This window comes from Clostridium simiarum (assembly GCF_018919175.1).
GTDB classification, from domain to species: domain Bacteria; phylum Bacillota; class Clostridia; order Clostridiales; family Clostridiaceae; genus Clostridium_L; species Clostridium_L simiarum.
Map to the genome: position 1 here is coordinate 1 of NZ_JAHLQL010000005.1, position 18,602 is coordinate 18,602.

Here is an 18,602-nt window from a genome sequence, read left to right on the forward strand (position 1 = left end):
ACAAGTTACAATAGAAACTACTCCCTCATGATTTAGTACCTCAAAAAATTTTTCTGTAAACATTTTATATTTACTTCTTTCTTTTAAGATATAGATATATATTATTAGATAAAGATAATTTACCAGATACATATACCAAATGTCCTTGTTTAAGAAAAGTTGTATTATTAGAAGCAGAAGATGAAATGAGAAAATATTTAAGTAATAAGACATTGGCATGGCTATATGATGAACATTATTGACAACTACATCTGCAAAAAAGTTGCTTTATTCTATTTTTCTCTCATTAAATTCAATAGCAACCCAGTCTCTTACTTTCCATAGCCTTTTCCTCAATTCACATTTTGGCATTAAACCTTAAAAAACAAGTATATGAACAACGTTATTTCACTCAAAATGTTCAGGAATGATTAGCAATGATATTCTTCATCGCTTGTATTACTGTGTCGATATTTTCAGCAGAAACTCCGCAATGGGTTACGAACCGGTATTCGCCATCTTCTTTGCCGCTAATTTTGATTCCGGCCTCGTGCAGTCCGGAAATGAGGGCAGAATCGCTGATGACAGACTCTGACAAAGTAAAAAACACCATGTTTATGTCTAAGCGGTCACGATATACTCGGCAAGATTCAATTTCTTCAAGTCGGTCTGCCAAGTACCTGGCATTTTTGTGGTCATCTGTCAGCCGGGTAACCATTTCGTTTAGAGCAATGATTCCAGCTGCCGCCAAAATTCCAGCTTGACGAAGTCCTCCGCCCATTAACTTTCTGTTTTTGCGAGCTTTGGCAATAAAATCACAAGTGCCTACTAAGACGGATCCTATCGGTGCGCATAACCCTTTTGAAAGACAGACATTTACAGAATCAGCGCAGGATGCTATTTCACTGGCCATGATATCCAGCGAAACAGCCGCATTGAATATGCGAGCGCCGTCTAGATGGATCGGAATACTTTGTTTTTTTGCCAGAGCGTATACAGTTTTCATGGTTGACAAAGGGATGACTCTCCCATCGGAAAGTGCATTTTCCACACAAATTAGTCCGGTGCGAGGTACGTGAATATCATCATCCCGAATCATTTTCTTTAGTTTATCGGTAGCTATATCCATAGGAAAAGAACGTGTTTGAACACCAGAAAGTTTTGCTGCTGCTCCCACCTCGTGCATAAGAATATGAGAATCCTCACCAACCAAAATTTCATCTCCACTGTGTGTATGAGTCATAATCGCAAGCTGGTTGCCAAAGGTACCTGACGGAACAAAAAGTGCAGATTCTTTTCCCAATAAATCAGCAGCTATTTCTTCGAGGCGGTTTACGGTAGGGTCATCGCCATAGACATCATCACCCACTTCGGCACTGGCCATAGCTTGACGCATCTCATCGGTGGGTTGAGTTACAGTATCACTTCTAAGGTCTATCCACATTGTATCATTCTTCATATTGAATCCTCCTTTATATACTTTGAAACAATGGTTTTGACACATTTTGTGCCAAAATTACTTCTGGTTACTACTATTCCGACTTTCTAATCTTTAACTTTGATTTTTCTGGAAATTAACGCTGCTATTCCGGCAACATGAGAACCTTTTACCATATAATTTGCGTTGCTGTCTTAACATCTATAATTTCCACCCTTTTGAGGGATAACGGACAGACAATTTATTCCGTATTCTGTTTTTAGTATATTTATTATTTTTTCTATATGACTTCTCTAATGATGCTATTATCAAGAATTTTATCTATATTCTCATTAATAATGTCTATTGACCAATTCCACCATTTTATATCAAGCAGCTGATTTATTGTATCTTGATCAAATCTTTGTTTTATTTCGTTAGCAGGATTTCCTCCAGCTAACATGTATGGCGCTATATCTTTTACAACAACAGAATTAGCAGCTACTATTGCACCATCCCCGATTTTTACTCCTGGCATAATTACAACATCTTTTCCTATCCATACATCATTACCTATTATTGTATCACCCTTAATAGGTAGTTGATCTAATCTTGGCATATGTTTCTCCCAACCATTACCAAATAAATTAAATGGATATGTTGAGCCATCCATTCTATGATTTGCTCCATTCATAATAATAGTTACACCCGGTCCTATTGAGCAAAATTTACCTATTTTTAACTTATCATTTAAGATTGGATAATGATATAAAATTTGCTTATCAAAAGTTTCTCCATTCTTAGAATCATAATATGAGTATTCTCCAACCTCAATGTTTTCTAATTTTTCTAAAATAGGTTTGATAAACTGTACTGATTTGTTTCCTTCTATAGGATACATTTTGTTAGGATTCGGACCCATAAAATTAATACCTCCTTTTAGTACATGATTGCTTTTATCATAATTAAGCATGGGTTAAAACAGGAAACGTCATCTGGTTATTTTCAAATAAATTATCCTTTCCTCTCTGTCAATATAAACAACTCAATCAATTTATATTTATAAGAATCGTCTTAATCTAAAACAATTCGTCTAGTAAAATATAGTACTTTATTTTTTCCCAATTAGGTTCTATACCTAACAAATCAAAGAACAACTTAACATATTTTTCTTCTCCCATATCATCTCTAATAGACCTTACACAGAAGGCGATATCATACCACTTGTCTGCTTTACCACTTCTTCCTAAATCAATAAATCCACTTATTCTATTATCTCTGACTAAAATGTTAGTATTTCCTAAATCGCCATGTGAAAAGGTTAATTCTTCCTTTGGCTTGTTAGCTTTTAAAAAATCACATAGCTCACTTGATTTTATGAAGGTTTTATCAGGAAGTCTTTAGTACATTTAGATTCATCATCTACGTTAATAACACTGATTATATGTGATTGCGTATTTTCAATTAAATCAGTAAAGATGCTTCTTGCAACTCCTTTACCTCTATAATGTTTATCGACTGCAAATTGAGGGATATCTCCAGTTTTTTTATTAATAATGCCATATCCAACAATTGTATTATCAAAGCGTACAATAGAATATAGAACTTCCTCAGATACTGCATTAATTGAATCGATTGAATTTTGCCATGAGGGTTCAAAATCCCAAAACCCTGCTAATTGTTCCCATGACATTGTATTAGTGTACTCGACTTCATAGGTTTTGAAAGGAACATAACTCTCTTTATCTAATTCAAAACATGGAAAATTCCTTTTAACCTCGAATCCTTCTTTCTTGTAAAATTGAAATGCAGATGCATTAGATTGAATAACCTCAATCAAATACTGCTCCACTTGTTTTTGTTTAAGTATTTCTTTGACTTTCAAAAACATGCTACTGTTGATGCCTTGTCTTCTGTAATCAATGATAACGCCTATCTCAATGTCATACATAGTTGTTTTTCCATTCCAACTTCAAGTCCATTTAGAATAAAACCAACCAATAGATTGTTTTAAACGCACCTAGCAATATCTCCTCTTCTTTGAAGCGTTTGTTTAAGTCTTTCAATGGACAAATCCATTTCAATCTGATAATCAGAAAATGCATCCAGAAATGCTTTATGAAGTGTTTCTATACTTGTTTTATTTAATGTTCTATATTCTAACGTTTATCTTCTCCTAAGCCTAATGGCTTAACAATCACAACCGAATTCTGGCTTTTTCGCTTTTATGATTAAAAATGTAGGCTTAATAAATTCTTTCATCAAATCGGGCTTTTCTTCCAATGCCCATGATTCTGGCGTAGGTTCTATCATATCTGTAATCATAAAACCTGTATGTGCTAATGTTGATACGATTTCTCCCATAGAACGATGGTAATTAATCACACCATCAACAAACCATGGACCTACACGTTGCCCGCTCTTTGCATAGTCAGAAAAAGTGTAGGACACTAAGTTTCCATTCTCATCCAGATTATAGTGTCCCTTACAATTCATAGTAGCAGTTACAATGGGATGTTCCTGCGAATAAATTAAATGCCCTCCCTTGTTTAAGAGATCATAAACATCTTTGATAAGCTTTTGAAAATTCTCAGCATAATGAAATGCAAGTGAACTGTATACCATGTCAAATTTTTGTGTCAAAGCTAATATTTCTGACATATCCATCTGGCGATACTCAATGCAAGGATGACAAGATTCCTTTTTTGCTACTTCAAGCATCTTTTGTGATAGATCAATGCCGATTACTTTTTTAGCCCCGTTCTGTGCAAATAAAAGACTATTGTGTCCGTATCCACACCCTATATCTAAAATCGTTTTGCCCTTTACATTGGGTAATAATTTGCTTATTGCCGGTTGCTCTAATAAGTCATTATAGCTTTTTTCGTTCCTCAGTTTCATATACTCTGTAAAAAATATTTCATTGTCGTATATATTCTGGCTCATATAAGTTCCTCCTCAAATTCCTTTTTCTATGTCAGGGCCTTTGCTTCAATACTGGATTTATCATTCTACATGTCATTTTTTTCTTTTAACCGCATTCCGGTTGCAAATTTTTCAAACCCCGCTTTTATGTAATATGGGATTAAATATTCTTCACATAAAAGTTGTGTATGCAGATTATTTTCTAAACAATGCATCACAAATCTTCTACTTATTTCTGCTCCGATTCCCCGATTCCTAAAATGAGGATCAACGCCTATCCCACATAAATAGGCATTAATAATCTCTTCTGAAACAATCCTACAAAAGAGCAATGACTTTTTAGCTAAATCTTAATAATTGCTCGCATATCTTCACCATCTGCATCCATGCATATTTCAACGAAACCAAAGCTGGCATAAAAGTTTTTGATATTTAACTATTAAACCAATTTCATATGAAGTATTGGAAATGGATTTCCTTGTTCATCAAGGTCTGATCTCTTAAAAGTATCAAATCCCATATGTTTATAAAAGCCTACTCCTTGTATATTCTGTTCATTGACATTTATAAATTTGATATTAAGAACATCTATTGCATATTTTATAAACCTTTTACCTATACCCTTACCCCTGTAATTATCACCTACAAATAACATTTCAATTTTGCTATCATGTACTCCCATAAATGCTTGTATCGTACCTTTTTCATTTCGTACACATACAAGTTTTTCAACAAAATATGCCCCTTCCTTTACTTGTGGTTTGAGTTATATTATATCCTCTTCATTTAAAAAGTGATGGGTTGCTCTTACTGACGATTCCCATACGTCTAAAATATTATCCATATCTTCTTTATTGATATTTCCTAAAGTTTCTATATTAATCATTTCATATTTCATCCTTTCCATGTCATTATACATAAATTAAATCATAGCTCAGTTATTAAAATTTCCTTGTTATCATTTTAGTAAATTAAATGCTATTGTTCGCCATGAATGGTTAAACCTTTCTAATAGATCTTCTTTTTCTGTGGCTACTGATACAATAAAATTATCTTCTGGTAAACTCTCTACACTGCTATTCTTATCTTTTCCCAAGGCTTGCAAGTATGTACTTTGAGTTAAATGTTTGACCAGATAATCCACATCTTTTCTGTCCAGCTCATGTAATACAAAATCAATAAATTCTTTTTGTCCTGCAATATCACTACTAGCTAAATGATAGATACCTTTTTTATTTTCTTTTATTAAGAACTCTATTGCCAGTGCGACATTCTCACCCGTGTTTAAACTAATATACAGATTCTCAAAAATTGTTTCTTGTCTATTTGTTACCCTCTCAACCATTTTTAATAAGCTACGCCTTGTGTATGTGTGAGGCAAACGAATAATAACTAGATTTTCTCCAAGAGCATTTTTTAATAAATGTTCACATTGAAACTTAAATATTCCATAGTCGCTAATAGGGTTGGGGTTATCAGCTTCTGTTGCTCTTTTAGATGGATCTCCATCAAATACGTTTGCAGTAGAAAGAAAGAAACATCGTCCCTCTGTCTGTTTTAAATATTTCGCAACAAGTTCATGTGTTTTTAGTTGGTCTTCAAACTCACCACGCAAACAGGAAATAATAATATCTGGTGAAAACTCCTTCAATATAGAACTGATATGCGAAAAGTCCTTTGTATCAAAAAAAAACAAATCATCTTTACATATGGTTTTGGGAATATTATTGCAGTAAGTCCCTTTTACATTATAATTTTTATAAAAACATTGGTAAATATCTCCACCAACAACTCCACTCATACCTAATATTAATATCTTCATCGTACTTCTCCCTTAAACTATTAATTACTTATTTTGCTGCGTAGTTTCTTGTTGTACTTTTTCTCACATAATATACTAAGTAACTATTTGTCCTCTTGTACAAGCAATGATAGTTCGTTTAAGCCTTTGAACATATCCTCTGATAAAGCAGGTACACCTATTTTGTCAAAAATATCTTTCATAAAAGCGAAGATATTTCGCATTTTTTCAGGAGACCACTGATACATCCATGGATTTATCCATACATTTATGAATAACAAAATCATTTGCGATAGCTCGTGAGGTTGTTCAGTTTGGATTGTACCGTCTTTTATGCCATCCTCTATAACAACGTAAAGTAAGTCAGATGCAATACCAAGGGTATCATGCATATGCATTACCAATAGTTGCGGGTTCTTTTGATATGAATTACTTGAGTGATTGGTAATTTCTTGCTTAGCGGATACAATAGCAAGCGATAACACTTTGCGTAGTTTTTCTATTCCAGACAAATCGCTATCAATTATGAGTGACTTTATAGGTTCAAATCTCCGCACCATCATCTTTTTATTTACTTCTTCTAAAACTTCTTCTTTTGATTTAAAGTGATGATAAAACATACCAAAAGAGCCGTTTACCTCGGTGTAAATATCTTTAACCGATGTGTTTTCATAGCCCTTTTCAATGAATAGCCTCTCAGCAGCATCCAATAATTCACCTTTTCTTACCTCTGGTTTTTTTACTATTCGTGCCATAAATACTCCTCCCTAACAGAGCCTTACTCTGTTATTATTATAACTGACAGAGCCAAGCTCTTTCAAGCTGTTTCTAAACACTTATATCAAAAATCGTGTCCTGCCGCTACTACTTTACTATCTTAGTAAAGTTTGGCACTAGCACCATCATCTACTCAAACTCCTGTAACCATGTGCCGTACAAAATAATTTTGACATTCTCATCTTTCCTTTCTTTTTGTTACTCGAAATAAAAAATAGGCTATGTTTTCAACAACGAAGAACATAACCTAACGACAGATTTATTAAATTATTTTTGGAAGTTTATATGAAAACAAAGGCATCAAGATTTTTCTATCTTAATGCCTCTAAATTTTCTTTTGTTATATCTATTCATATGTCAAAATACTTTTCCATAACAAAATTAGTCAGTATCTGCTTGTCTCGCTCAACTTGCTGTTCTTTAATAACCTTATATCCTTGTTTTTAAAAAATGGTTTTGCAGTTATTGATGCATGTGTTGTTATTAGTGCTATTCCATGTTTAATTGCATGATCTTTAATATTATTAACAATTGTAGTAGCAATACCAATGCCTTGATAATCTCTGTGCACAAAAAGTCTATCAAGGTATCCAGTATTGTCAATGTCACCAAAGCCAACAATTATCCCATCTTGTTCACACACAACTGTGTAATGCTGGGTTAACGATTTATCCCAAGCATCCTTATCAACTACTCCAGTTGCCCAAACATTAAGTTGTGCTTGTGTATAGTCTTTTGTATTTATACTATGGACGGTATTATAAAATAGCTGTGTTATTTCATTACAATCTTTCGACTGGTATTTTCTAATATTCAAGTTGTAGGACACCTCTCCAAAAAATATTATCTATCATTACTCAAATTTATCGATGTCATCTATATGTTTGCTGTTTTTTGAGGCTCAACAACGGCACTTTTTTGCCCATTTTTAAGCCTCAAAATCGCTCTAAAACCACAACATATTGTGGTCAAAGTCTACTTTCTGCCCTCCGAACCACAATGTACTCACCCATTAAACCCTGACTAAAATCCACCTCTCAAACCCGCATTTCTCAGTCCATTCTAATAAACCTTGGCGAAAACTTCTCACTAAAAATCATGGTATTAAATACCTCTTTTTTCATCAACCTTTAATGGGAAACCCACGAAAGTTTGACGAAAATCAATTTAAAATCCCCTTAGTTCTCTCACAAAATCTCTCCCATTTCAAGCTTAACTCACTCGCCAAAGGCGTAGGCGAAGCCTGTCGGCTTAAAATCCAATCCTTTTCCCATTCATGCCATCTTGCTTCAATCCATCTATTTCCAAACCTTTCCCTCATCTTTTTTCTTTCTCTCTCTTTTTTCCTTGCCTTTAATCCCCCTTATCTCTTACAATCACTCTCTTCTCACTCCTCAAACCTTTTGTTTGCAACCCTTCCACTATCATTTTTTGCTCTTTTCTATCTTCTTCCTTAATCCTATCATCCTTAATTCCTATTAAGGCGTAGCCTAATCTCCCCCTAAACCCTTGCTACATCTATCCTTAACCCTATTAAATCTTCTCCCCTCGAATCTAACCATGCTAAATCCTCACATAAATCTACCTATAAACCTGCTCCGCCTATTGCTTTACCGTCCTTTATAACTTGCCCCTTAATCCTACCTTAACCCATTGATTTATCTTGCTTTAACGCATATTTTAAATCTATCTATAATCCTTTCGTATGTCTTAGCCAGGCATTTGTTCTGACTTTTTATCGGGTACTTGGTAGACAAAAGCGGAAAAAGCTAAGCGAGTGCGTAGCCGATTAGCTTTTGGAGCAGAGATATTCTAAACCTCTTCTTTCCTTGAACCTAATCCTGGGTATGAAAAAAGAACTGAGGTTTTGCTCTCAGCTCTGGTTTTTTTGTTTGATTTTTAGTTGACTCCTAATTTCGCCCCCTACGGGGATTTCGTCACGGTTTAGCTGGAATCGGTATGGTTTAGTTGGTAATTACAATTTTTCGTTGTAGCAACACACAAGTCTCCACATGTAAGGGTGTGTGAACAACTAATTCCTTCAACCTTTTCTCAGAAAATGGACTGCAGCTGGTCTTTTCAAAATTCTCAATCATTTGGTTCAATATCTTTGCCTTTTCTCCAGTTGCTCTTCTCACTCCGCTGGCATCATACATTACAATCGCCGCCAAGACATCTGTAAGTGAAAACTGAAAAGAATTAATCCCATATTGTAAAGCTGATGCTGTTGCCAGTGCAGCCACTAATGCAGAGTGAGAACTGGGCATACCGCCAGAACCAACTATACGCTCTATTTTCAATCGCTTACTGAGTACAGCATCCATGATTACTTTTATAATTTGAGCTGTCAGCCACGCTATGACAGCACAACTCAATAAACTATTGTCCATTCATCTCACCACCTTTACAAACATATAAATTCCATATACAATGCTAATAATAAACCCTTGAGTAACTCAACAGTCAATAGCTTATTTAAATTTTTTATATAATGGATGATAGCAAATAAATGCAGCATTTATTACGTATAGGTCAGGTAAGTAAATTATATGGAATATCTTTGGATACGTTACGCCACTATGACCATAAAAGATTACTAAAGCCGATTGTAGATAAAAATAATGGTTATCGCTATTATTCACTTAACCATCTTGACATTTTAGAAATGATACTGATTGGCAAATATATGGAAATCCCTTTAGAACAAATGCAGAAAAGATTGAATTCAGAGAGCATTGGTGATTATCTTTCAATGGTTCAGGAACAAAAAAACGTATCCTTGAGAAAAAGCAATTATTAGATGAACTTGAAGAATGTTCTGATAACATGATAAAGTTACTTTCCGCTATTTCAGAATTTGAGAATGACTATACTTTTGATAATGTAGTATTTGAAGAAATAAATAAAACTATTTATCGGATGGAATTGTCTGAAATGCTAAAAGATAAAAGTGCTCCCCAATCAGTTGAAGAAGTAGACGAAATTGAACAATGGGCATTTTATCGGGAAAATGCAGACGGCACAGTTATAGAAAATGAACAAGAAGCTGGTTTTTCCTTTTCTTCGGCTTTGATAGAACCAACTACTCTTGAAAAACAGTTTAAGCTTGCAGTAAAAAAACGCGTTGCAACACAACATAGGGTTTCAGGATGTTATGGTAAAGTAAGTTTTTGGGGTAATCATGCAGCATTATTCAAATATCTAACTAACCTTTACAAGCATTTTCATTTACAAGGCTCTACATTATTGTCCAATTATAAGTTTGCATTGCTACACAAAAATTTAGAGCATGAATACTTTGTGGAAATTTATTTTTCTCCAAGTTCCCGAAATAGCAGAGAATAACATTTTAAAATAGATAGTTCCGAAACTGTCTAAAATGACAAGTTTTTGCGCTCGAGTAATGAGTATACAACATGTTAGTCTGCTATACCAGGCATTATCATTCTACCTGTTCAGAATGGAAGATGCTGATGATGTCGGAATACATGCTGTAAAAGGCTTATTCTTAAGCGAACTGTGAAATAAACACGTAAGGATTCCACTTAATGAATTTTTAAAGAAAATGTAACAATTATCTTGACAAACAACGACAGTACTGTTAGTTTGGTGTAATATTCCTTTTTATCAAAATTGATCTATAGTATTTAGAAAAGGAGGTATTGGATTGGTATAGATTCGTCGAAGTATCTTTAAAATAACAATAATAATTGGAGGTTTTTTATGAGAATATCTAAGAAAATCAGCATACTGATTCGTATGTTTCTACTGTCTAGCATTGGATCTGGATACACTATGAATTCAACTGAAAATGAAAAAAAAGAAACTATTGATGCTACTACATCTAAAGAAGTGCAACAATTTGACAAGAAACTGACATCACTTTTTGATTCGCTTAAAGTTCCAGGCATAGCTGTGCTTGTATTTACCAAGGATAAAGTATTATACAAGAAAGAAATCGGATATGCCAATATTGAAAAGAAAATTCCCTACACGTTGGATACAGTCACCAATATTGCTTCCATAAGCAAAACCTTTATTGGTGGATCATTGGCAAAAGCTCAGGAAGATGGCTTGCTTAGCCTTGATGAAGATATCAATGACATACTTCCTTTCAAAGTCGTAAATCCATATTTTCCAAATGAGAAAATTACTTTAAAAAATCTTGCTTCACATACATCCGGAATAAATGACGACGACACTAAATATACCTATTCATACAGTGCTTACGGCGCCAAGAATATGACCTTGAAAGATTTCTTATATAACTATCTGAATCCTGAGGGCAAATGGTATTCAAAGGATAATTTCTCAAACAATAAACCAGGTGCAAGCTTTTCTTACAGCAATATCGGGTCCGCACTTGCGGGATACTGCATTGAAGCAAGGTGCAAGATGACGTACGCTAATTATGTGAGGAAAAATATATTCGAAAAGCTGTTTATGAGCAGCAGCGGATGGGACAGGAGCGAATTCAATCCAGCAAACATAGCTATAGATTATTCTAAACTGAGGGTTGATTTTGCCAACCATACGGAATCCATGTGTGACACCCTTGAGCCAATGCCTGCTTATGAATTAATTACATATCCCGACGGCGGAGTTATGACAACGGTAAATGATCTGTCGAAATACCTGCAAGCTGTAATGAAAAGACAAGATACATTTATTACCACAAAAAGCATCGATTTAATGCTACAAAAACAATTTAATAACACTAATATTCCTCCAGAATGCAAAGAAACTAATGAGAATATAGGATTATTCTGGAGTTATAATGATGAAAAGATCTGGGGACATACTGGCAGTGATCCTGGAGTAGATACATCTATGTATGTAAATTCAAACAATATAGGTATAATAACTTTTATAAACACTGACGACTCAAGTTTGGATGAACAGAAATATGGTGAATTAATGGATCTACTGATAAATTGCCCAATTAAGTAAAACTTTATTATTCATAAAAAGCTACTTTCGCTCATAATATTTCATAATAAATAGTATCCTTGCGTATGCAAACAAGGATGCTATTTTTTTATTGAGGAATTACTAAGCAATGTTCTAAAATCATGCAGGCCTATGCCCGTATGATTTTGATTACAGTTAAATAAAATTTGAGGTATTAATCATGAAAATTTCCAAAAGTGTCTGCGCAATCCAACTCGTACATAAAAATATGAGGTTTCCTCGTAAAGTAAACAAAATAGATAAGCAATGAATGTTTGTAATGGTCAAGTAAAATTGTAACACTTTTGTCTAAAAGGTTTTTATTGAATGCCTTGCTTCAAATGGAGTTAATCCTCCATTGAAAGAGTGTGGTCTCACATGGTTATACCAAGTATATGTAAAATCATACACAGCACGGTTTAAAATTTCATCTGTTTTAAAGGTGAAAAGATTCAAAAATTCATTCTTAAAGGTGTTAAAGTATCTTTCTATAGGAGCATTATCATAAGGACACCCAACCTTACTCATACTCTGCTTTAGATTGTTATTGTCACAAAACTCTGTAAAATCCTTAGATGTATATTGACGTCCTTGATCACTGTGGATAATTATCTTATTTGTTATTTTACCCACTTTAGTTAGAGCCAATTTTAAGGTATCGATAGCTAGCTGAGAAGTGATTTCTTTACCGTTAAGAGTGGCAACTATAGATCTATCGTAGATATCTAAGATAGATCTATTATAGCGAGTATTACCATTTTGAAGATACATATATGTAAAATCTGTACACCATACGGTATTTGGTGCTTTCGCTGAAAATTGTTGTTTTAAGAGGTTAGGAAACACTTTGTGGACATCGCCCTTAACATATCCAGGCTTTTTTCTCCTAACTATTGAAAGTAATTTTAATTCATTGTTCATGTACTTATGGATTGTTAACTTGCTGTAGCTAAACCCTTTGCGCTTAAGGAAAATGCACATGTTCCTATAACCAATACCTCCGTTTTGTTCATGATATATCTCTTTAATACATACAAACGTAGCTTGTTTTTGTGCATTATAATTAGACTTCCTATCCTTTAGAAAGTTATAGTAGGCATTAGGCGACATGTCAAACTTTCTTAACAGCCATCTTATGCCAAATTCAGAATGATACTTTTGGATAAAATGATATTTTTCTAATCTATTTCCTTCGCGAAGAATGCCGCTGCCTTTTTTAAGAATCTGTTTTCTTTTTCAAGCTCTTCGAGCTGCTTTCTAAGTTGTAGATTCTCTTTAAAATAATCTTTTTCCCCATTCTTTATAGGATTAGTTTGGCATTCTTCACGGTATGATTTTACCCAATTGCATATTGTAGCTTTATTAACTCCGTATTCTTTAGAAAGACTTAATAGCGTTCTTCCCTCATTAAGGTGTAGACGTATAATTTTGTCTTTAAATTCATCTTCATACTTTTTCATAGTATACCTCATTTCTCTAATTTGATTATATCATTTATTAGACTGAGGTGTTACAACTTAAGTATATCAGGTCACTGCTTACTGAAGATTTCATATCCGATAATTGAATTTTTATCTATATGATTTTTACCTTCATTGTCAATTGTCTAATATCGATTGTTAATTGAAACATATATATTATAACATACACTTTCATGTTTTAAGATGAATTAATAGGAACTGTTCTTTATTGACATTCAATAATTATTTTTAGACATCTAAATAATATACTTGTGAATTAATATATTGTTTTTCGGTTATAATCTTATCTTCTCAATACAAATAAAAAAGCCCTATTTTCATTATCAAGACTTATAACTATACTATAACCATTTCCTAATTCTGTCTTAGGGAACATATAAATTTTTGCATTAAAAAAGAACCCTGATTTCTCAAGGTTCTAACTGTGTCCTTTGCTGCTTTACTACCGTCTCAGCAGTAGGCTCCTACCAATCATCCGTTGCTTCACTGGGATTCTTTAGGAGCCTTTGCATGGGTGTTTGTAAAAAACTTACTTCATCACTTCCTTCTTTGTAAGTTTAACAACCACCTCAACATGCCTTGAATAGTCAAAAATGATGTCATGAATACCTACTGGTTCCTTGGTGGAAGGTTGGTTTTAAATATTTTTCCAAAATCACAAGCAATGAAATTTATGTCATCTGAACACTCATAAATTTCATTGCTTATGTTGTCCTACTCTTGAACTTCACAAAATCTCAACAAGTAACCATTCGGGTCTTGGACAAGAAACTCCTTTTGTCTATGGATTACATCATCCTCAATATATTCTGAACAGATTAGCTCTCTAAAAAAGGGATAATTCCTTATTTTCAAGTTGCCAATTAGCACATCCACATTTTTCACTTCTATTTGTAGATTGATTCCTCTTCCCAAAGGATACAATAGTTCACCGGTATTCCAACCCGTTTCATGGTATGCTTCAATCATAATCTGTACTTGATCTTCATATACAAGGTATGCAAAGTCAGGATTTGTCCGCTGAAATTTTACATGAAAACCCAACACATTTGTATAAAATTCCAATGATTCATTGAAATTTAACACAATTAGCTCTGGAACCATTACATTCCAATATTCACTCATTTGTTATCACTCCTCAAATATACCGATTTATATGTCAATATGCTCATCTTTGTAACGCTATCTTCAATGTGTATCAAAAAGTGAGTAGCTATTTGAAATCGAGAAATAAACTGTCGCATTTCCCAAACTATCAATTTAATTATTTATTACTGAATCCTTGACATCAATACTACCGTCTCCACGTGTGGCGTATTTGGGAACATATCTACCAATATACTTTTTTCTATATCATATCCTTGTTCTTGTAAAAACTTCAAGTCTTGAACTAGAGTTTTTGGGTTGCAGGAAACATATATTATTTCCTTGGCGTTAAAGTCTACCACATATTGTAGTGCCTTTGGATGCACTCCTGTTCTTGGTGGATCTAGAATTATTATGTCTGGTGTTTCTTTTAGGTCTTGGATTACTTTTGTTACATCTCCTGCTATGAAGTTGCAGTTATTTAAGCCATTTAGTTTGGCATTTTCATTTGCTGCATTGGCTGCTTCTTCTATGATTTCTACTCCTATAACCTTTTTTGCATTGGCTGCGGTTATTTGTCCTATGGTTCCTGTACCACAGTAAAGGTCAAATATAGTTTTATCTTCTGCATTTCCTAAAAACTCTCTTACTAAGCCATATAGCTTTTCAGCTCCTTTAGAGTTTGTTTGGAAGAAGGATAGTGGTGATATCTTAAACTTTAGCCCTAGTATTTCTTCTGTTATATAATCTTTTCCATATAAAATATTTATCTTATCTGCTATTACTGCATCGGATAATGAATCATTTACTGTATGTAGTATAGATGCTATATTTCCCTTTAGATTTAATTCTAAAAGCTTTGATTTAAATTCTTCTAGATTAAAATCAATTTGAGAGGTGGTAACTAAGTTTATCATTATCTCTTTAGTATTATAGGCTTTTCTTATAATTAGGTTTCTAAGATATCCTTCTCTAGCCATTACTCTATAATGTGGGAAAGCCTTTTCTCTAAAGTATTCAAGGGTAAATGTCATAATGTCTCTATAATCTGAATCTACCAGTATGCAACTATCTGTGGTTAATATTTTGAAAGAGCTGCCCTTTACGTGCATCCCAAGACAAAGTTCTCCTCCTTTTTCAAAGTCTCCAAAGGAAAACTCCATTTTATTTCTGTATTCATATTGCTCATCACTGCCTACTATACCTAAAAATTCTCCCATAGGTATCTCGTCTTTTTCAAATAGTTTTTTTACTGCCTCTGTTTTAAACTCTAGCTGTTTATCATAAGGTACATGCTGACTTTGGCAGCCTCCACAGACTCTAAAATGAGGGCATGGGTCATCTATTTCATATTCTGCTTTTTCAATTATGTCTATAAGTCTTGCCTCGCCATGATTTTTTCTCTTTTTTGTTAGTCTTGCAGATACCTTTTCTCCTGGGAACGCTCCTTTTACATATATCTTCAGTCCTTCTAAAGTAGCAATTCCCTCTCCACCAAACCTTACGTCTTCTATATTAAGTTCTAGTATGTCTCCTTTTTTCATGCAATTACTCCTTGTTATCTTAATTATTTACTAATTTTATTTTGCTTATCTTTCTACCTAAGGTATTTTTCATCTTTGTTTTTTCCATTATTGGTGAGTAAACTATATTTAGTATGATATACATAATGAAATATATACCCATTTTATCTGTTACACGTAATCCTATAAACTTTATCACAAAATCAAATATAATAATTAGTATAAATGAAGCTCCTCCTATTACTATTTGATCTATAATTGTTGCTTGGATACTTTCAAAAAATGTTACCTTTTCTTCTTTGCCCTTAACTATTTCTTTTTCTTCATGCTTAATATTCTTATCTTCATTATTTAAAGATCCTTCTTTTTCTAAAGCCCTCTCTTTACCTTCTGAAACTTTTTCTGATGATTCCTCTTTAGAGATCACCTTATCTTCCTCTATAGCGGATATATTATTATCTTCTTTTTTTATGTTATTTTTTTTACTTTCATTCTCTAGCATACCTCTTATCTCCTTCTCTTAAAATTTAATACTAATTAACTTTTATCCAATACATCCTATCATTAATGCTCCCCATAGGCTGTAAAAGGGATTATCTCCAGAACACAGATTTGGGATATTTGCCTTTCTTTAAAGTGAGACCTTTCCCTCGTTCTGCCCTGAATAAGTAATTATAAATTTAAAATTAAACTTAAAACTTAGAATCATATTTATTTCTTCTCTTTTAAACAGAGTTCTTCGCTTCAGGATGGTAATCATGGGATAAAATATAATTATAATCTAAATAAATATTAACAACTTAACAGATAAATTTCAACTTAATATATGATAAAATGTAATTCCTATAGGTACAAATTGTATACCATATATAACAGATCCATTATAAACTTCATATTAATATTAAAAGCTTTATGCTATAATATTCTAGGTATTTATAATACCACAATTAGTTGAATATTGTAGCACTTATTATTAAATTAGGATGGTGTTATTGTGTGGAATTTAGTTTTCTTATGTTTTGCTGGATTTTTAGCATCTTTTGTTGACTCTATAGCAGGTGGTGGAGGATTAATAAGTGTACCTGCATTTTTTATTGCCGGATTTCCTGTTCACTATGCCTTAGGTACAAATAAATTTGCTGCTACCACAGGCTCTTTTACAAGTTCTTTAAAGTTTGCCCTATCTGGTAAGGTTAATTTTAAACTTATAAAATACATAATTCCCTTTACCTTTATAGGCGCTGTTTTAGGAGTTAAAACAGTACTTCTTATAAGCCAAGATTTTCTTTACCCTTTAGTTATGGCTCTTATATTATTTGTAGGTATTTATAGCCTCTTTTCAAAAACTATAGGTTTAGAAAATAAATTCACTGGTATCACCAAATTAAATCTATTTCTTGGAATACTACTAGGATTTGTAATAGGATTTTATGATGGATTTTTTGGTCCAGGCACTGGTTCTTTTCTTATATTTGGTTTAATAAGTATCTTTAAATTTGATTTTACACATGCCAGTGGAAATGCTAAGTTTCTAAACTTTGTAAGTAACATAACCTCTCTCCTTGTTTTTGCCTTAGAGGGAAAGATAAATTATCTTTACGGTATTCCTATAGCTATTTTTATGATAATAGGGGCAACTCTTGGTACAAAAGCAGCTCTTACTAAGGGCAGCAAGCTCATTAAGCCCATATTTGTTGTAATGTCCCTTGGAGTAGCCTTAAAAATACTAATAGAAAATTACTTACTATAATGAAGATAGGATTATTATAGTAGGCTATCATGGGATTAAAATCTTTATGGATAAAAAAGATAAAAGCTAACTTTAGTTTTTTAAAGTCAGCTTTTACCCTTAGTTTTGGGAAACTCTCTTAAAAATATATATGTTAAAAAACATATTAACTTAAATTTAGAAAATTTATTAACTAATTCTTCTCTGAAAATCTATCTTAATAATATCTTCTTTTATCTATAATACTTTTTTTAATTGTTCTGGTTTATATTCCTTTATAACTTTCTCATTGCTTTCATTTCTAAATATCACTCTTACCTCGTCATCTTCTATCTTTAAAACTCTTCCTTTTAACTTACTACCCAATATATTAACTGGAGAATTTTTAGTTAGTTCTTTTAAGTTATTACTTTGGCAATATTCACACTGTCCTTCTTTATCAAATATTCGCTTGCAATCTAAACAATAAAAAAGTTTTTTCATGATTATACCCCCTGTAATATTAAGCTTTTATAAACCTTATTCTAAAGATCTTCTAATTTTTATTTATTCCTCAATGATTTTTGTATAAAATCTCTAGGTTAAAGTTTCCATATAATATATATTCTATGTACCTTTACTAATTCCTTTAAATTTTTATAATTTTAGAAATATTTGTTATTAAGCTAATATTTCATCAAATAATCTCACTAACCCCTTAAAGTATCTTGTTGAATTATTTATAATGCACCTTATAGTATCCATAATAACAGTATCCCATACCATAATAGTACTTTATAAGCTTATCATAACTTATAGTACTTCATTGTAACTTAAAGCAACTTATCTTTAGATTCTTTCCACTGTTTTAAAGTCTTTTAACTAAAATTAGCCTCTCATCAAACATTGATGAGAGGCTAATAAGTTTTCATTTCTTTTATACTAATATCCCTTA

16 protein-coding genes and 5 pseudogenes are annotated in these 18,602 nt (G+C 32.8%); 5 read left to right on the forward strand and 16 right to left on the reverse strand.

Annotation, left to right across the window (positions count from 1 at the left end):
* Positions 1-83 precede the first annotated feature (83 nt).
* Positions 84-239, forward strand: a pseudogene (locus KQI89_RS17745) (Rrf2 family transcriptional regulator); the annotation flags it as partial.
* Positions 240-400: 161 nt separating this feature from the next.
* Here KQI89_RS17745 and ltaE read toward each other — a convergent pair.
* The 11 genes and pseudogenes from ltaE to KQI89_RS13180 all read right to left on the reverse strand — a co-directional run bounded on the left by ltaE (position 401) and on the right by KQI89_RS13180 (position 9,289).
* Positions 401-1,423 carry a low-specificity L-threonine aldolase gene (gene ltaE / locus KQI89_RS13130; RefSeq protein ID WP_216457634.1) on the reverse strand — a complete coding sequence of 341 codons (1,023 nt, stop codon included), beginning with the start codon at positions 1,421-1,423 and terminating at the stop codon, positions 401-403.
* A gap of 274 nt (positions 1,424-1,697) precedes the next feature.
* Positions 1,698-2,318, reverse strand: coding sequence for a streptogramin A O-acetyltransferase Vat(D) (gene vat(D), locus KQI89_RS13135; protein ID WP_216457459.1), 621 nt, complete (start codon positions 2,316-2,318; stop codon positions 1,698-1,700).
* Between the two features lie 157 nt (positions 2,319-2,475).
* Positions 2,476-2,787 (reverse strand): annotated as a pseudogene (locus tag KQI89_RS13140) (phosphotransferase); the annotation flags it as partial.
* A pseudogene (locus KQI89_RS13145) lies at positions 2,772-3,529 on the reverse strand (GNAT family N-acetyltransferase). The pseudogenes KQI89_RS13140 and KQI89_RS13145, both read right to left, overlap by 16 nt.
* 57 nt (positions 3,530-3,586) lie before the next feature.
* Positions 3,587-4,342 (reverse strand): class I SAM-dependent methyltransferase, encoded by a 756-nt coding sequence (locus KQI89_RS13150; protein ID WP_216457460.1) that lies wholly within the window; start codon positions 4,340-4,342, stop codon positions 3,587-3,589.
* Positions 4,343-4,407: 65 nt separating this feature from the next.
* The gene (locus KQI89_RS18175; protein WP_216457461.1) at positions 4,408-4,653 is read right to left on the reverse strand and encodes a GNAT family N-acetyltransferase; all 246 of its coding nucleotides are present in this window, start codon (positions 4,651-4,653) and stop codon (positions 4,408-4,410) included.
* Between the two features lie 107 nt (positions 4,654-4,760).
* Positions 4,761-5,207, reverse strand: a pseudogene (locus KQI89_RS13160) (GNAT family N-acetyltransferase).
* A gap of 72 nt (positions 5,208-5,279) precedes the next feature.
* Entirely contained in the window at positions 5,280-6,143 is an 864-nt protein-coding gene (locus KQI89_RS13165) for a sugar nucleotide-binding protein (RefSeq protein ID WP_216457462.1), read from the reverse strand.
* An 83-nt stretch (positions 6,144-6,226) separates the two neighbouring features.
* On the reverse strand, positions 6,227-6,877 hold the full coding sequence (locus KQI89_RS13170) for a TetR/AcrR family transcriptional regulator (RefSeq protein WP_216457463.1): 651 nt from the start codon (positions 6,875-6,877) through the stop codon (positions 6,227-6,229).
* 372 nt (positions 6,878-7,249) lie between these two features.
* Positions 7,250-7,716: pseudogene (locus KQI89_RS13175) on the reverse strand (GNAT family N-acetyltransferase).
* A gap of 1,147 nt (positions 7,717-8,863) precedes the next feature.
* Positions 8,864-9,289, reverse strand: a complete 426-nt coding sequence (locus tag KQI89_RS13180) for a divergent PAP2 family protein (RefSeq protein ID WP_216457464.1) — start codon at positions 9,287-9,289, stop codon at positions 8,864-8,866.
* A gap of 119 nt (positions 9,290-9,408) precedes the next feature.
* Between KQI89_RS13180 and KQI89_RS17750 the strand changes: the two genes are divergently transcribed.
* From KQI89_RS17750 to KQI89_RS13190, 3 genes are all read left to right on the forward strand, one after another.
* Complete coding sequence (locus tag KQI89_RS17750; RefSeq protein ID WP_246583117.1) at positions 9,409-9,699, forward strand: MerR family DNA-binding transcriptional regulator; 291 nt, start codon at positions 9,409-9,411, stop codon at positions 9,697-9,699.
* Between the two features lie 26 nt (positions 9,700-9,725).
* Positions 9,726-10,244 carry a hypothetical protein gene (locus KQI89_RS17755; protein WP_246583118.1) on the forward strand — a complete coding sequence of 173 codons (519 nt, stop codon included), beginning with the start codon at positions 9,726-9,728 and terminating at the stop codon, positions 10,242-10,244.
* Positions 10,245-10,622: 378 nt separating this feature from the next.
* On the forward strand, positions 10,623-11,849 hold the full coding sequence (locus tag KQI89_RS13190; protein WP_246583119.1) for a serine hydrolase domain-containing protein: 1,227 nt from the start codon (positions 10,623-10,625) through the stop codon (positions 11,847-11,849).
* Positions 11,850-12,158: 309 nt separating this feature from the next.
* On the opposite strand, the gene KQI89_RS13195 is transcribed toward KQI89_RS13190, so the two are convergent.
* From KQI89_RS13195 to KQI89_RS13210, 4 genes are all read right to left on the reverse strand, one after another.
* Positions 12,159-13,321, reverse strand: a protein-coding gene (locus KQI89_RS13195; RefSeq protein ID WP_216457465.1) for an IS3 family transposase whose coding sequence is annotated in 2 segments (ribosomal slippage) — positions 12,159-13,060 and positions 13,060-13,321 — 1,164 coding nt in all. Because the reading frame shifts where the segments join, the coding sequence is not laid out codon by codon here.
* 723 nt (positions 13,322-14,044) lie between these two features.
* Entirely contained in the window at positions 14,045-14,455 is a 411-nt protein-coding gene (locus tag KQI89_RS13200; protein ID WP_216457466.1) for a bleomycin resistance protein, read from the reverse strand.
* Between the two features lie 146 nt (positions 14,456-14,601).
* Positions 14,602-15,960 (reverse strand): 23S rRNA (uracil(1939)-C(5))-methyltransferase RlmD, encoded by a 1,359-nt coding sequence (gene rlmD, locus KQI89_RS13205; RefSeq protein WP_216457467.1) that lies wholly within the window; start codon positions 15,958-15,960, stop codon positions 14,602-14,604.
* A 19-nt stretch (positions 15,961-15,979) separates the two neighbouring features.
* The gene (locus tag KQI89_RS13210; RefSeq protein ID WP_216457468.1) at positions 15,980-16,441 is read right to left on the reverse strand and encodes an RDD family protein; all 462 of its coding nucleotides are present in this window, start codon (positions 16,439-16,441) and stop codon (positions 15,980-15,982) included.
* Positions 16,442-16,933: 492 nt separating this feature from the next.
* Between KQI89_RS13210 and KQI89_RS13215 the strand changes: the two genes are divergently transcribed.
* A complete protein-coding gene (locus tag KQI89_RS13215) occupies positions 16,934-17,689 on the forward strand; it encodes a TSUP family transporter (RefSeq protein WP_216457469.1) in 756 nt (251 codons plus the stop codon).
* A 216-nt stretch (positions 17,690-17,905) separates the two neighbouring features.
* Here KQI89_RS13215 and KQI89_RS13220 read toward each other — a convergent pair whose 3' ends face one another.
* On the reverse strand, positions 17,906-18,151 hold the full coding sequence (locus KQI89_RS13220) for a hypothetical protein (protein WP_032120922.1): 246 nt from the start codon (positions 18,149-18,151) through the stop codon (positions 17,906-17,908).
* Positions 18,152-18,602 lie beyond the last annotated feature (451 nt).